12 protein-coding genes are annotated in these 14,815 nt (G+C 70.6%); 11 read left to right on the forward strand and 1 reads right to left on the reverse strand.

Annotation, left to right across the window (positions count from 1 at the left end):
• Window positions 1-19 precede the first annotated feature (19 nt).
• Window positions 20-3,265 (forward strand): glycosyltransferase family 2 protein, encoded by a 3,246-nt coding sequence (locus A37U_RS0109250; protein WP_063712760.1) that lies wholly within the window; start codon window positions 20-22, stop codon window positions 3,263-3,265.
• A gap of 72 nt (window positions 3,266-3,337) precedes the next feature.
• Here the strand turns inward: A37U_RS0109250 and A37U_RS0109255 are convergent, their stop codons facing one another.
• Window positions 3,338-3,799 (reverse strand): metallopeptidase family protein, encoded by a 462-nt coding sequence (locus tag A37U_RS0109255; RefSeq protein ID WP_026197027.1) that lies wholly within the window; start codon window positions 3,797-3,799, stop codon window positions 3,338-3,340.
• Window positions 3,800-3,919: 120 nt separating this feature from the next.
• On the opposite strand from A37U_RS0109255, the gene A37U_RS42935 reads away from it, so the two are divergent.
• The 10 genes from A37U_RS42935 (at window position 3,920) to mtrA (ending at window position 14,809) form a co-directional block, all read left to right on the forward strand.
• Window positions 3,920-4,294, forward strand: a complete 375-nt coding sequence (locus A37U_RS42935) for a DUF3499 domain-containing protein (protein WP_026197028.1) — start codon at window positions 3,920-3,922, stop codon at window positions 4,292-4,294.
• 87 nt (window positions 4,295-4,381) lie between these two features.
• Window positions 4,382-5,758 carry a phosphomannomutase/phosphoglucomutase gene (locus A37U_RS0109265; protein ID WP_020496353.1) on the forward strand — a complete coding sequence of 459 codons (1,377 nt, stop codon included), beginning with the start codon at window positions 4,382-4,384 and terminating at the stop codon, window positions 5,756-5,758.
• A gap of 13 nt (window positions 5,759-5,771) precedes the next feature.
• Entirely contained in the window at window positions 5,772-5,972 is a 201-nt protein-coding gene (locus A37U_RS0109270) for a Trm112 family protein (RefSeq protein WP_020496354.1), read from the forward strand.
• Window positions 5,973-7,109, forward strand: coding sequence for an SIS domain-containing protein (locus A37U_RS0109275; protein ID WP_020496355.1), 1,137 nt, complete (start codon window positions 5,973-5,975; stop codon window positions 7,107-7,109).
• Window positions 7,110-7,124: 15 nt separating this feature from the next.
• Window positions 7,125-8,342, forward strand: coding sequence for a mannose-6-phosphate isomerase, class I (manA, locus tag A37U_RS0109280; protein ID WP_040587176.1), 1,218 nt, complete (start codon window positions 7,125-7,127; stop codon window positions 8,340-8,342).
• Between the two features lie 12 nt (window positions 8,343-8,354).
• Window positions 8,355-9,302, forward strand: a complete 948-nt coding sequence (locus A37U_RS0109285) for a cation diffusion facilitator family transporter (RefSeq protein ID WP_020496357.1) — start codon at window positions 8,355-8,357, stop codon at window positions 9,300-9,302.
• A 141-nt stretch (window positions 9,303-9,443) separates the two neighbouring features.
• Window positions 9,444-10,934 carry an adenosylhomocysteinase gene (gene ahcY, locus A37U_RS0109290; protein ID WP_020496358.1) on the forward strand — a complete coding sequence of 497 codons (1,491 nt, stop codon included), beginning with the start codon at window positions 9,444-9,446 and terminating at the stop codon, window positions 10,932-10,934.
• Between the two features lie 94 nt (window positions 10,935-11,028).
• Window positions 11,029-11,688, forward strand: coding sequence for a dTMP kinase (locus A37U_RS0109295; RefSeq protein ID WP_020496359.1), 660 nt, complete (start codon window positions 11,029-11,031; stop codon window positions 11,686-11,688).
• Between the two features lie 120 nt (window positions 11,689-11,808).
• Complete coding sequence (locus A37U_RS42940; RefSeq protein ID WP_020496360.1) at window positions 11,809-14,070, forward strand: SulP family inorganic anion transporter; 2,262 nt, start codon at window positions 11,809-11,811, stop codon at window positions 14,068-14,070.
• 61 nt (window positions 14,071-14,131) lie between these two features.
• A complete protein-coding gene (gene mtrA / locus A37U_RS0109305) occupies window positions 14,132-14,809 on the forward strand; it encodes an MtrAB system response regulator MtrA (RefSeq protein ID WP_020496361.1) in 678 nt (225 codons plus the stop codon).
• The last annotated feature ends 6 nt before the right edge of the window (window positions 14,810-14,815 follow it).

Consider the following 14,815-nt stretch of genomic DNA (forward strand, 5'->3'; position numbering starts at 1 on the left):
CGCTCAGTAGGGTAAGGGCGTGAATTCCGACCGCGCGACGAAGCCTCGGCCGAGACCGGCGAATACCGCGAGCGTGCTCTGTGTCCTCGTATGCCACGACGGACAGGAATGGCTGCCCGAGGTTCTCGAGGCGATCGCGCGGTCGCGCCCCCGCCCACTGCGGGTACTCGCCGTCGACACCGGCTCGGTGGACGACACCGCCGGGCTGCTCGAGACGTCCGCGGTCGTGGACGAGGTACTCACGCTCGATCGGGAGACCGGTTACGCGGCCGCGGTCCATGCCGGGGTGGGGCACGCGCGGGAACGCTGGAGTGACGCATCCGAGTGGATCTGGCTGCTGCACGACGACACCGCGCCCGATCCCGGTTGTCTCGGCGCGCTGCTCGCGTCCGCCGAACCGGCCCGCTCGGCCGCTGTACTCGGTCCGCTGCAGCTGGACTGGACCGACCGGAGGCTGATCGTCGAGGCCGGGCTGTCCACGGATGCCTCGGGACACCGGCAGAGCGGGGTACTGGCCGCCGATCCGGGCTGGGCGAGCGGCGGGGACGCCGGATTCGAGCGCGATACCGAAGTACTGGCGGTATCGAGTGCCGGGCTGCTCGTGCGCACCGCGGTGTGGGACGAGCTCGGCGGATTCGACGAGTACTACCGGCTGTTCGGGGAGGACATCGACCTCGGCTGGCGGGCGAACGCCGCCGGTCACCTGGTGCTGGTGGTGCCCGCCGCCCGGCTGCGGCACGCGCGCGCCGCGCCGCGCCGCATCCGTGATGCCCGGCTGGCCGACCGGGCCTCGGGGATGCGCACCTTCCTGGCCAACATCGGGACTTTCGGATATCTGCTCGGGGTGCCCAGGCTCGCGGTGCTCGCGGTACTGCGCGCGCTCGCGTTCACCCTGCTGGCCAGGTTCGCCGACGCGGGCGCGGAATTGCGTGCGCTGCGCGGAGCGCTCGGCGGTGGCCTGCGTGCCGCGCGCGCCGCACGTGTCCACGGGGACCCCCGCGGGCTGCTGACCACCCGGCGCAGGCGGTTGCGTGCCGGGCTGCGGGGGATCGTGGCCGCCCTGGTACGCCGTGGGCTCGCCGAACCCGGGGCACTGGGCCGGGTCACCGAACAGCCCCATACCGCGGCGCCGACCGTGATCCCCGCCGAACCGCGCCGCCAGGCGATCCCCGCTTCCTCGGTGAACTACGGCAAACTCGCCGCGCGCCGGGGACCGAGGCTGCCCGTGAACACCGTGGTGGTTCCCCGCGAAGGGCGGCCCTCCCCGCATCCGCGGGACGCGCCCGCACCCCGCGAGGACCTGGTGCTCGTGGAGCTCTCCCGGGCCCAGGTACTGCGGCATGTGCTGCTCGCCCCGGTACTGCTGCTGAGCGTCGGCCTGCTCGCGGTGGCCCTGCTGGCGAACCGGGACCGGCTCGGTATCGACCTCGCGGGCGGGCGGCTGCTCCCGGTACCCGATCTCGCGGCCACCTGGCAGGAGTACTTCAGCGGCTGGCATCCCGTCGCGGGTGGAACCGGCGGGCAGGCACCGGCCGTGCTCGCGGTGCTCGGGGTGCTCGGTGCGCCGTTCTGGTTCGCGGGCGGGCCCGCGGTCGCGGTCTCGCTCCTGCTGCTGCTCGATTTCCCGCTGGCCGGGCTGACCGCCTACTTCGCGATGCGCAAGCTGCCCGCGAAGCGCTGGATCCGCGCGCTGCTCGCCGCCGGGTACGCCCTGCTGCCCGCCGCGACCACCGCGGTCGCTCAGGGCAGACTCGACGCGGTCGGGGTGCACATCCTGCTGCCCCTGGTGCTCGCCGGGCTGCGCACCGTACTGCTCCCGGAGGCGCGCATCGCCGGTCGGGCGAACTGGCTGCCTGCAACGGCACTGTGCGCGCTCGGGCTCGCCGTGCTCGGCGCGTTCTCCCCGCTGGTCTATCTGCTGCTGCTGGCGCTCGGGCTCGTCGGTTTCGTCGTGGTGCCCGCCGCGCACGGTGACGCCCGGCGCCGAGTGGGTTCGCTGATCGTGCTCGTGCTCCTGCCGGTCGCTCTGCTGCTGCCCTGGCCCGCGGTGCTGGTGCAGCATCCCGGGGTGCTGCTGCACGGCATCGGTGCCGACCTCGGCGGTGCGCATGCCACGATCACCGGACTGGCCACGCTCGATCCAGGCGGGCCGGGCAGCTTCCCGCTCGTCGGCGCGCTCGTGCTGTTCGCCGCGCTGCTCGCGATCGTGCTGCGGCCGGGGAAGTGGCTGGCGAGCGGGTTCGTGGTGCTGGTGTTCGGTGCGCTCGGCACGATCGCCACGGTGGTCTTCCCGGTGCCCGGCATCGACGGTGGCGCACCGGTGCGCGCCTGGGCCGGTGGTCCGCTGCTGCTCGCCGGGGCGGGCGCGATCCTGATGATCGCCCGGGCCAGTGCCCCGGGCCGGATGCACTGGGCGGCGAGTTTCCGGATCGTGTTCGCCGCCGTGGGGGCGCTCGGGGTGGCCGCGCTCGCCGCCTCCGCGCTCACCTCCGGCGCGCAGGGACCGGTGCGCGAAGGCGGGGGCACCCGGCTCGCCGAAGCCCAGCAGGCCGAGCTCGCCGCGACCGACACCTCCGTGCTCGTGCTCGGTACACACGGGCAACCGACCCGGTTGCGCGCCGGGGACACCCCCTGGTTCGGCGACGACGATCTGCCCGCGGTGCCGAGCGCGCGGCAGCGGCTCGCGGAGTGGAGCCACACCCTGCGCACCCCCGAACCGGGCACGGTGCGCGCCTTCGTCGGTGAGGCCGCGCAGTCCGGGGTCGGCTACGTGGTCACGGCGGATCGGCAGCAGGCCGGGCAGATCCGGCAGGCCGCACCGGAACTGCTCGACCGGGTGCGCCCGAGCAGCGACGGCCGCCCGGTGCTGCGGCTGCGCCAGGCGAGCGCGCCGGCCACGCTGATCGCCCCGGCGCTGGCCAAGCTGGCCGTGACCGGGGGAGAACCGCCCGCCCGGCCGGAGCAGAACGCGGTGACCACGGTCGCCTCCCGGCCGCCCGAGGTGGCGGTGCGGGTGGCCGAAGGATCCAGGGGCCGCCTGCTCGTGGTCGCCGCGGAGCTCGAACCGGGCTGGCGGGCCACGATCGGCGGCCGTGAGGCACCGCTGACCAGGGCGTGGGAACACCAGGTCAGCGTCTCGGTCCCGGAGAACGGGGCCGATGTACGGATCAGCTACTCCTCGGCGCTGCGCAACGTGTTGCTACTGGTGCAGGGTGCCGCCGTGTTGCTGACCCTGCTCACCGCGATCCCCATCCGGCGCCGCTGAGGGACTCGTCGTACCGGCCTTCGTGGTGGCGCCGACGGTGGTCGCGTGGGCGGTAAAGGCGCCTGCCCGGGCTTATTCGCCGACCACCGAGTCCGGATCGATACCCAGGTACGCGGCGATCTGTTCGACCAGCATCTCGCCGACCAGCTCGGCGAGCTCCATCGCGTCCTTGGTGCGCGATTCGAGCGGGCGCCGGTAGAGCACGATGCGCGCCTTGGTGGGCATGCCCCGCCCGTCGATGCCCGCGGGCACCAGCCTGGCCAGCGGGACATCCCGGTCGGTGATCACCCCGTCCGCCCCCGGCCTGGTCGGTTCGGGCACCTCGTCCACGGCGATGTCCAGGTCGGCGAGCTGGGTGCGCCAGCGCCGCTCGATGGGCTCCAGTGCGTCGAGCACGAGCGTGTCGAACCGTTCCGAGCGGCTGCTTGCCGCGGGCAGGCTCGAGGGGAACAGCGGGCCGCGCACGCCCCGTCCCCTGCGGTCCCTGCGTCGCCGTCGTGCCGGCCGTGCCGTTGTGCTGTGCGCGCGTGCCATCAGTCCACTGTAGTTCGCCACGCCTGGACGGGTCGCGGACCTCGGCGAGACACGACCACACGGGTGGTTCGAGCGTGTCGGGATGTGCGGGCCAGGACCGTGGGGCTATCGTCGCTTCCCGTGCGAAGCCAGCGAACGTGTTCAAGGGCCGGGTGTCAGCGCCCGGCGGTAGCGACGCTGACCTACGCGTACGCCGATTCGACCGCGGTGCTCGGGCCTCTGGCGACCGCGTCCGAACCGCACAGCTACGACCTCTGCGAGGAGCACGCGGTCAAGCTGACCGTCCCCCGTGGCTGGGAAGTGGTCCGCTACGAGGGTGAGTTCGGTCCGGACCAGACGTCCGAGGACGACCTGACCGCGCTCGCCGAGGCGGTGCGCGAGGCGGGGATGGCCGAAAGGCTCGACGACAGGGCGGATCCGCCCGCGAACCCCGCGGATCGCTCGGGTGGTCGGCGGGGCCACCTGCGCGCCCTGCCGACGCCGCCGGGTGACTGACCGAACCCCCGACGGTAGGCTTTCCGCGTGAAAGGCGAGGATCGATCGAGCGGGCCGGACGGGTTCGGACAAGTGAGGACACGAGCATTGCCACAGCAGGAAGCGTCAAGCCGTGACCTCTCCGGCATCGTCAAGGCCTACGACATCCGTGGCGTGGTCGGTACGGAGCTGGACGCCGAGCTCGTAGCCGAGTTCGGTACGGCGTTCGCGAATCTGGTCCGGCGCGAATCGGCGAGCGTGGTCGTCGGCCACGACATGCGCGAGTCCTCGCCTGGCCTGGCCGAGGCCTTCGCGCGCGGGGTGACCGAGGCCGGGCTCGACGTGGTCAGCATCGGGTTGTGCTCCACCGACATGCTCTACTTCGGTTCCGGGTACCTGAACATGCCCGGCGCGATGTTCACCGCGAGCCACAACCCGGCCGAGTACAACGGCATCAAGCTCTGCCGTGCGGGCGCCGCCCCGGTGGGCCAGGAGAGCGGGCTCGCCGAGATCCGCGCCGAGGTCGAGCGCGGGGTCACCCGGGAAGGTGCCGGGCGCGGCACGGTCAGCGAGCGCGATCTGCTCGGTGCCTACGCCGACTACCTGCGCAATCTGGTGGACCTCTCCGGGGTGCGCCCGATGAAGGTGGTCGTGGACGCGGGCAACGGCATGGCCGGTCACACGGTGCCGCGGGTGTTCGACGGCCTCCCGGTCGAGGTCGTGCCGATGTACTTCGAACTGGACGGCAGCTTCCCGAACCACGAGGCCAATCCGCTCGATCCGGCCAACATCGTCGACCTGCAGGTCAAGGTGCGCGAGCTCGGCGCGGACGCGGGGCTGGCCTTCGACGGGGACGCGGACCGCTGTTTCGTGGTCGACGAGCGAGGCGAACCGGTCGCGCCCTCGGCGGTCACCGCCCTCGTCGCGGTGCGTGAGTTGGGCAAGGCCCCGGGTTCCACGATCATCCACAATCTGATCACCTCGAAGGCGGTCCCGGAGATCGTGACCGAGCACGGCGGCAAGCCGGTGCGCACCCGGGTCGGGCACTCCTTCATCAAGGCCGAGATGGCGCGCACGAACGCGATCTTCGGCGGGGAACACTCCGCGCACTACTACTTCCGGGACTTCTGGCGCGCGGACACCGGGATGCTCGCTGCGCTGCACGTGCTCGCCGCGCTCGGCGGACAGCAGGGTCCGCTGTCCGAACTGACCAGCGAATACGTCCGCTACGCCGCCTCCGGGGAGATCAACTCGACGGTCGTGGACCAGGACGCCAAGCTCGCCGCGATCAAGGAGAGCTTCGGCGCGCGCGAGGGTGTGCGCATCGATGAGATGGACGGGCTCACCGTGAGCCTGTCCGACGGGTCGTGGTTCAACCTGCGTGCCTCGAACACCGAGCCGCTGCTGCGGTGCAATGTCGAGGCGCCGACTACCGAGGCGATGGAGATCCTGCGCGACGATGTGCTCGCCATCGTGCGCGGCTGAGGAGGGAGCGAGGATGACGGTACGGCTCGACGATGGGCTGCTCGAAGTCCTGGCCTGCCCGGCGCCGGACCACGCGCCACTGCGTCCCGGTGCGCCGGGCGATCCCGGGGCCGAGGCGCTGACCTGCACCGGGTGCGGACGCAGCTATCCGGTCCGGGACGGAATCCCGGTGCTGCTCCTCGATGAGGCGAGCGGTGGGACGGACGGAGTCTAGATGAGCGCGGGAGTGATGGCCTTGCTCGACGACGCGCTGCTCGACGATCCGGCCAAGCTCGCCGAGGTCGACCGGGGCGGGCTGCTGCGTGCCGCCGCGGGTGCCGGTGCCCAGGTACGGGCGACCGCCGAGGCCGCCGCGGAGACCGGGATCGAAGACCTGCACGGTTCGAGCCCGCGCGCGCTCGTGCTGCTCACCCGGCCCGGGGCGAGCACGGACACCGCCCGCCTGGTGGCCGCGCTGCTCGGCGCGGCCTGTCCGATTCCGGTGGTGGCCGCCGAGCAGGCGCCTTCCTGGATCGGCCCGCTGGATGTGGTGCTGGCCAGCACCGACGACCCCGGGGACCGGGAACTCGCGCTCTCGATCGACCTCGCGGCCCGCCGCGGCGCGAGCGTGGTGCTCGCCGCCCCGGACGAGGGACCGGTCGCGGCCGCTGCCGCGGGCAAGGCGCGGCTGCTGCCCGCCCGGGTGCCGATGCCGCACGGTTTCGCCTTCCCGAGGGCGGTCGCGGCCGCCCTGGCCACGGTGCGGGCACTCGGCCTGTTCGGCACCGGGGAACCCGACCTGCTCGCCGTGCTCGCGGACGCGCTCGACGGGGAGGCCGAACGCGATCAGCCGGGCGCCGAATCCTTCGTCAACCCGGCGAAACTGCTCGCCCAGCGCCTCGCCGGGCGCACCCCGCTGCTGTGGGGCACCGATCCGGTCGCGACCGCGGTCGCCGCGCACGCCGGTTCCGCGCTGGCCGCGCACGCCGGAGTGGTCGCCGATGTCTGCGATGTGCGCGCGGTGGTCGAACGCCCCGCGCTGCGCGCCGCCGCGCTGCGGGACAGCAGCGATACGGACATCTTCGCCGACCCCGAATTCGATGAGATCGGAACCGCGCCGCCGGTTCGTCCGTTGTTGTTCACGGTGGCCGAGGACGAGGCGACCCAGCAGGTGTCGCAGGCCGCGGAGCGCACGTTCACCGGTATCGACGTGCTCTCCAGCGCGGAGGAACTGACCGCTCAGGCAGGCCGGCACGTGGGTGCCTGTGCCGCGATGGTGCTCACCGTGCGCCTGGAATTCGCCGCCATCTACCTCGGGCTCGCCACCGGTGTGCTCGGTGGTGAGGGCACGCTCGCGCCGTCGCGGGTCTGATCGGACGAGTTGGAGCTGACGTTGGAACTGCTGCGGGGTACCGTGCGGCCGTACGCATGGGGCTCGCGAACCGCGATCGCCGAGCTGACCGGCAACCCATCGCCTGCCCCGCACCCGGAGGCCGAACTGTGGTTCGGCGCCCACCCGGCCAGCCCCTCGACCGTGGACGGCACGGCGCTGACCGAACTGCTCGAACTCGACGCGCACGGGCACCTCGGCACCCGGATCACCGAACGCTGGGCGGGCAGGCTGCCGTTCCTGATCAAGGTGCTCGCCGCCGACGAACCGCTCTCTCTGCAGGCGCATCCCTCCGCCGGGCTCGCCGCTGAGGGGTACGCGCGGGAGGAGGCCGCCGGGATCCCGCGGGACGCGCCGGAGCGGAACTACCCCGACCCGACCGCGAAGCCCGAGCTACTGTGCGCGCTCTCCGAGTTCCACGCGCTCGCCGGGTTCCGCGGACCGCGCCGCAGCACCGAACTGCTGCGCGCGCTCGACTGCGAGCCGCTGCGGCCCTACACCGAACTGCTCGCCGGGCAGCCGGACGAGGACGGGCTGCGCGCGCTGTTCACCACCTTCGTCACGCTGCCCTCCAGCGCGCTGGAACAGTTGCTTCCCGCGGTCGTCGACGCCTGCGTGCGGCACGTGCGCGAGCGCGGGGAGTTCGATCTGGAGTGCCGTACCGCGCTGGAGCTCGCCGAACGCTATCCCGGTGACGCCGGGATCCTCGCCGCGCTGCTGCTCAACCGGCTGGTGCTGCAACCGGGCGAGGCCATCCACATCGCGGCCGGGAACCTGCACGCCTATCTGCGCGGGACCGCCATCGAGATCCTCGCCGCCTCGGACAACGTGCTGCGCTGCGGGCTGACCCCGAAGCACGTGGATGTGCCCGAACTGCTCCGGGTGCTCGACTTCGCCGCGGACGAGATGCCCGTGCTCAAGGGGGAACAGCACGGTGCGGTGCGCCGCTACCAGACCTCCGCCGAGGAGTTCGAGCTCACCGTCGCCGAGCTGGACGGCGCCGCGGCCAGGGCGGTGCTCACCGCATGCGGCCCGCAGATCCTGCTGTGCACCGAGGGGACCGCGCTGCTGCGCGCGGCGAGCGGGCACGAGCGGGTACTGAGCAAGGGAGAGGCGGTGTGGTCGCCCGCCAAGGACGGGGACATTTCGGTCACCCCGGTCGAGGAGAACATTCGCACCACCGTCTACCGTGCGAGCCTGCCAAGCGTTCAGTGAGAGGAGCACGGCATGTCGGCCGAGGGGGGTACCAAAGCGATCATCGCCGCGCTCAGTGCCAATGCGGGGATCGCGGTCGCGAAGTTCGCCGGATTCGCGGTGACCGGTTCCTCCTCGATGCTCTCCGAGGGTGTGCACTCTCTCGCCGATACCGCCAACCAGGGACTGCTGCTGCTCGGCAGGAAGGCGGCGGACCGGGAAGCGGACGCCGAGCACCCCTTCGGCTATGGGCGCAACCGCTACTTCTACGCCTTCGTGGTCGCCCTGCTGCTGTTCAGCCTGGGCGCGCTGTTCGCCATCTACGAGGGCGTGGAGAAGATCGCCGAGCCGCACGAGCTGGAGAGCCCGCTGGTCGCGGTGATCATCCTGGTCGTGGCGCTCGCGCTGGAGGGCTACAGCTTCACCACGGCGATGCGGGAGACCGCGAAGGTGCGTGGCGGGCGCGGCTGGTGGCGATTCATCACCACGGCCAAGGACCCCGATCTGCCCGTCGTGCTGCTCGAGGACAGCGGCGCGCTGCTCGGTCTGGTGTTCGCGCTCGCCGGGGTGGGGCTCTCGGTGCTCACGGGTGATCCGGTGTGGGACGGGATCGGTACCCTGGCCATCGGGGCGTTGCTCGCGGTGATCGCGATCGTGCTGATCGTCGAGATGAAGAGCCTGCTCATCGGGGAGGGCGTGGACCGGGCGCTGTACCGGACCATCGTGGCCGAGCTCGAATCCGGTGCGGTGCGCACCGTGATCCACCTGCGTACCGAGTACCTCGCCCCGGACGAATTGCTGGTCGCGGCCAAGATCGCGCTGCACGGCGAACCGGGAATGGCGGAAGTCGCCGCGGCGATCGACGACGCCGAGGCACGGCTGCGGGAACGAGTGCCGACCGCGCGGTGGATCTACCTCGAACCGGATCTGTTGCGTACCGAATTGTCCGGCTCGCCGCGAAAAACACCCGAAGACGGGTAAACGTGCCGCTACTCTGCGTCTTCCACAAGCCGCGAGCGGTGACGGATTCGACAGTTACAGGGCATCTTGGCGGTTCCACCCGGCACCGCAATGGCCCTAGGGTAGGGATGCCCATCGAGATCCAGTGGAGGATAAAACGCGATGACCGTCAAGGACATCTCGAACGACACCGCTAGCAAGTACGCACGTAACATCGGCGGCCTTGATTTCGCGGTGGCCGATCTTGCGGCCGCCGAATACGGCCGTAAGGAAATCCGGCTCGCAGAGCACGAGATGCCCGGATTGATGGCGCTGCGGCGGGAGTACGCCGAAGCCCTGCCGCTCAAGGGCGCACGGATCTCCGGTTCGCTGCACATGACCGTGCAGACCGCGGTCCTGATCGAGACGCTTGTCGCGCTCGGCGCCGAGGTGCGCTGGTGCTCGTGCAACATCTTCTCGACCCAGGACGAGGCGGCCGCCGCGGTCGTCGTCGGCCCGCACGGCACCCCGGAGGACCCGCAGGGTGTCGCCGTCTACGCCTGGAAGGGCGAGACGCTCGAGGAGTACTGGTGGTGCACCGAGCAGATGCTCACCTGGCCCGGTGACAAGCTGCCGAACATGATCCTGGACGACGGCGGGGACGCCACGATGCTGGTGCAGAAGGGCACCCAGTACGAGGCGGCCGGAGTCGTGCCGAACGCCGAGGACGACGACCCGGACGAGTTCAAGGTCGTGCTCTCGGTGCTGCGCGAGTCCCTGGCCAAGGACAAGGCCAAGTGGACCGGGATCGGCAAGTCCGTCAAGGGTGTCACCGAGGAGACCACCACCGGCGTGCTGCGGCTCTACCAGCTCGCCGCCGCCGGTGAACTGCTGTTCCCGGCGATCAACGTGAACGACTCGGTCACCAAGTCGAAGTTCGACAACAAGTACGGCATCCGGCACTCGCTCATCGACGGCATCAACCGCGGCACCGACGTCATGATCGGCGGCAAGAGCGCGCTGATCTGCGGCTACGGTGACGTCGGCAAGGGTGCGGCCGAATCGCTCGGCGGGCAGGGCGCGCGGGTCACGGTCACCGAGATCGACCCGATCAACGCGCTGCAGGCGCTGATGGACGGTTACCCGGTCAAGAAGCTGGAGAACGCCATCGGCGAGGCCGACATCGTGATCACCACGACCGGGAACAAGGACGTGGTGATGGCCGAGCACATGCAGCTGATGAAGAACCAGGCCATCATCGGCAACATCGGCCACTTCGACAACGAGCTCGACATTCTCGGGCTCTCCCGCATTCCCGGTATCCGGCAGGTCAACATCAAGCCGCAGGTCGACCAGTGGATCTTCCCGGACGGGCACTCGATCATCGTGCTTTCCGAGGGACGGCTGCTCAACCTCGGCAACGCGACCGGGCACCCGAGCTTCGTCATGTCGAACTCCTTCTCCAACCAGGTGATCGCGCAGATCGAGCTGTTCACCAAGAACGCGGAGTACGACAAGGAGGTCTACCGGCTGCCCAAGGCGCTCGACGAGAAGGTCGCCAAGATCCACGTCGACGCGCTCGGCGGTGAGATCACCAAGCTCACCAAGGACCAGGCCGAGTACATCGGCGTGGACGTGGAGGGCCCGTTCAAGCCGGAGCACTACCGGTACTGAGCCGGATCGCCGAACTGAGGCACTGACTACCGAGCCCTGGTACGCCATGAGCGTGCCAGGGCTCGGTGCGTTTCGCGCCCGATAACCTGCAGGCATGCACAGACTGGTGGCCATCGAAGGGCTGGACGGGGCGGGGAAGCGGACGCTGACCACCGCACTGACCGCCGAACTCGAACGGCGTGGGGCGCGGGTGACCCACCTGACCTTCCCGCGCTACGGCGAGGACATCCATGCCGAGCTCGCCGCGGACGCGCTGCACGGGCGGCTGGGGGATCTGGCCGACTCGGTGTACGCGATGACGCTGCTGTTCGCCCTCGACCGCAGGGGCGCGCGGGAAGCGATCGAGAAGTCGCTGACCACCCACGACGTGGTGCTCGCGGACCGGTACCTCGCCTCCAACGCCGCCTACTCGGCGGCGCGACTCGGCCAGGGCGCGGACGGTGAGTTCGTGGAGTGGCTGCGCGCACTGGAACTCGACCGCTTCGGTCTGCGTGCCCCGGACCTGCAGGTGCTGCTGGACGTGGACGCGGAGACCGCGCAGGGGCGGGCGGAGCACCGCGAATCGGTGGAGAGCGACCGCGTGCGGGACAGCTACGAATCCGATGGCGGCCTGCAGCGCCGGTGCCTCGAGGTGTACCGGGACCTCGCCGCGCGGAACTGGGTCTCGCCCTGGCGCGTGGTCGCGGGGATCACGGAGGGCACCGAAGCGGAAGCGGAACGTCTCGGACAGTTGATTCACGCTACCGATCGGTGACATTCGGTTAACAACGGGTGAACTCGCTAAGTAAACGGAACTTTACTAAAACGCGGGTTCGTTCCCGTCTCGTATGCCTGAATCGCGCATTTCCGGCTCGACGTACGAGAGGGGACGGCTTTGGCCGCTGCCACCAGATTCCTGAAACACGATGTACCCGCCTCGCTGGTCGTGTTCCTCATCGCGGTACCGCTCTCCCTCGGGATCGCGGTCGCCTCCGGAGCGCCGGTGATCGCCGGCCTGATCGCCGCCGTGATCGGCGGGATCGTCGCCGGGGCACTCGGCGGATCACCCCTGCAGGTCTCCGGGCCCGCCGCCGGGCTCACGGTCGTCGTCGCCGATCTGATCAACCGGTTCGGCTGGCAGGCGACCTGTGCGATCACGCTCGCCGCCGGTCTGCTGCAGATCCTGCTCGGCCTGTCCCGCACCGCGCGGGCCGCGCTGGCCATCTCGCCCTCGGTGGTGCACGGGATGCTCGCCGGAATCGGGCTGACCATCGTGTTCAGCCAGCTGCACGTGGTACTCGGCGGCACGGCGGGCAGCAGCTTCGTGGACAACCTCACCGAGCTGCCCGGCCAGATCGCGAACCTGCACGGGGACGCGACCCTGCTCGGTCTCGGGGTGATCGCGGTACTGCTGCTCTGGCCATTGCTGCCGAAGAAGGTGCGGGTGGTGCCCGGCCCGCTGGTGGCCATCGCGGGGGCCACGCTGATCGCGGTGCTCGCCGGATCGGACGCGCCCCGGGTGGACCTGCCCGGCTCCATCCTGTCCTCGCTGACCGCTCCGGTGCTGCCGACCGGGGACCTCGGCGCGCTCATCGTCGCGATACTGACCATCACCCTGATCGCCAGTGTGGAAAGCCTCGCCTCGGCGGTTGCGGTGGACGGGATGCACACCGGCAAGCGCGCGAACCTCAACCGTGAGCTGATCGGCCAGGGCGCGGCGAACACGGTCTCCGGAGCGATCGGCGGGCTGCCCATCACCGGCGTGATCGTGCGCAGCTCCACGAACGTGACGGCCGGGGCGAAGACCCGTGCTTCGGCGATCCTGCACGGGGTCTGGGTGCTGCTGTTCTCCTCGCTGCTGTTCTCGGTCGTCGAACTGATCCCGCTGGCCGCGCTGGCCGGACTGCTGGTGCACGTGGGCGCGAAACTGGTCAACCTCGGCCAGATCAAACGGCTGCACCGGCACGGTGAATCGCTGGTGTACGCGGTCACCGTGGTCGCGGTGGTACTGCTCAATCTGCTCGAGGGAGTGCTCATCGGGCTGGCGCTGTCCCTGTTGCTCGTGGTGTACCGGGTGGTGATCGCCTCGATCCGCGCGCAGCAGGCCGATGACAACACCTGGCGGCTCGCGGTGCACGGAAAGCTCTCCTTCCTCTCCATCCCACGGCTGGCGCACGAGCTGGGGCGGATCCCGGCGAACTCGCACGTGGTCGTGGAGCTGATCACCGAGTACCTCGACCACGCCGCCTACGAGTATCTGCACGGCTGGGTCACCCGGCACGAGGCGGCCGGCGGTACCGTGCTCGTTGACGAGATCGGCCAGGCCGGTCTGGAGTCCTCCCTCCAGCGCGGCCGGGAGGCCCGGACGAGGCATCTGCCGCGCTGGTTCACCCCGTGGTCGCACTGGCAGCGCATCGAACACCCCGAGGAACAGCGCGCCGGGACCGCGGAACATTCGCGGTCGCTCGATGTGGTGCTCAACGGCATCCGGGAGTACCAGATCCGCTCGCGGGAACTGATGCGCCCGCACATGGCCAAGCTCGCCGAGGGGCAGCGCCCGCGGGCGATGTGGATCGGCTGCGGGGACAGCAGGGTGGTGCCCAATGTGCTGACCTCGAGCGGCCCCGGGGACCTGTTCACCGTGCGCAACATCGGAAACGTCGTGCCCGCGCGGGATTCCGGGACGGATGCCTCGGTCGCCGCCTCGCTCGAGTTCGCCGTCGGAGTGCTGGAGGTACCGGTGCTCGTGGTGTGCGGGCACTCCGGTTGCGGTGCCATGCAGGTACTGAGCACGGGCCGGCCCGCGGACGGCCCGCTCGGTGACTGGCTGGCCACCGCCGCTCCCACCGTGGCGCGCTGGCGGGACGGCGATCCGATCGCCAAGGCGGCGGCCGAGGACGGCTTCGGCGAGCTCGACCAGCTCGCGATGATCAACGTGGCCGAGGGGCTGCGCAACCTGCACACCCATGCCGTGGTCGCGGACGCGGTCGCCACCGGGAAGCTGCAGCTGGTCGGCATGTTCCTGGACATCCCGAGCGGGCGGCTGCTCACTATGGACGAGGAAACCCGGCGGTTCGTCCCGGTCTCCGAAGGGCCGACCATCCCGGTGCAGGCACAGGCCGAACGGGTGGTCCCCGAAGGTGCGACATCCGGGTGAATCACGCGGTAACGGTCGGGCCGCACGTCGAGAACCACACGTGTGATGGGACGATGGACACATGAAGGCACGTGTGCTCGTCGTTGACGATGATCCGGCGCTCGCCGAGATGCTCACCATCGTGCTGCGCGGGGAGGGGTTCGAGACGGCGGTCGTCGGGGACGGCACCAAGGCCCTGCCCGCGATGCGTGAGATGCGGCCCGACCTCGTGCTGCTCGATCTGATGCTGCCCGGGATGAACGGGATCGATGTGGCCAAGGCCATCCGGGCGGAGTCCGGCGTGCCGATCGTGATGCTCACCGCCAAGAGCGACACGGTGGACGTGGTGCTCGGGCTCGAGTCCGGCGCCGACGACTACATCGTCAAGCCGTTCAAGCCCAAGGAACTGGTTGCCCGGGTGCGGGCCCGGTTGCGCAGGCTGGATGCCGAACCGGCCGAGTCGCTGGTGATCGGTGACCTCAGCATCGACGTGCCCGGTCACCAGGTGACCAGGGGCGAGGAACCGATCTCGCTGACCCCGCTGGAGTTCGATCTGCTGGTGGCCCTGGCCCGCAAGCCGAGGCAGGTGTTCACCAGAGAGGTGCTGCTCGAACAGGTCTGGGGTTACCGGCACGCCGCGGACACCCGGCTGGTCAACGTGCACGTGCAGCGGCTGCGGTCCAAGGTCGAGCGCGATCCGGAGCATCCCGAGGTGGTGTTGACCGTGCGCGGGGTCGGGTACAAGGCCGGGCCACCGTGAGCGAGC

Origin of the sequence: Sciscionella marina DSM 45152 (genome assembly GCF_000379465.1) — a bacterium.
GTDB classification, from domain to species: Bacteria; Actinomycetota; Actinomycetes; order Mycobacteriales; family Pseudonocardiaceae; genus Sciscionella; species Sciscionella marina.

Bases quoted from the DNA above. Each gene is read 5' to 3' on its own strand.
- ahcY (WP_020496358.1), top strand. From the start codon at position 9,444: ATGACCGTCAAGGACATCTCGAACGACACCGCTAGCAAGTACGCACGT.
- A37U_RS0109255 (WP_026197027.1), bottom strand. From the start codon at position 3,799: ATGGCACGCGCGCACAGCACAACGGCACGGCCGGCACGACGGCGACGC.
- A37U_RS0109285 (WP_020496357.1), top strand. From the start codon at position 8,355: ATGTCGGCCGAGGGGGGTACCAAAGCGATCATCGCCGCGCTCAGTGCC.
- A37U_RS0109270 (WP_020496354.1), top strand. From the start codon at position 5,772: ATGACGGTACGGCTCGACGATGGGCTGCTCGAAGTCCTGGCCTGCCCG.
- A37U_RS0109275 (WP_020496355.1), top strand. From the start codon at position 5,973: ATGAGCGCGGGAGTGATGGCCTTGCTCGACGACGCGCTGCTCGACGAT.
- A37U_RS0109295 (WP_020496359.1), top strand. From the start codon at position 11,029: ATGCACAGACTGGTGGCCATCGAAGGGCTGGACGGGGCGGGGAAGCGG.
- mtrA (WP_020496361.1), top strand. From the start codon at position 14,132: ATGAAGGCACGTGTGCTCGTCGTTGACGATGATCCGGCGCTCGCCGAG.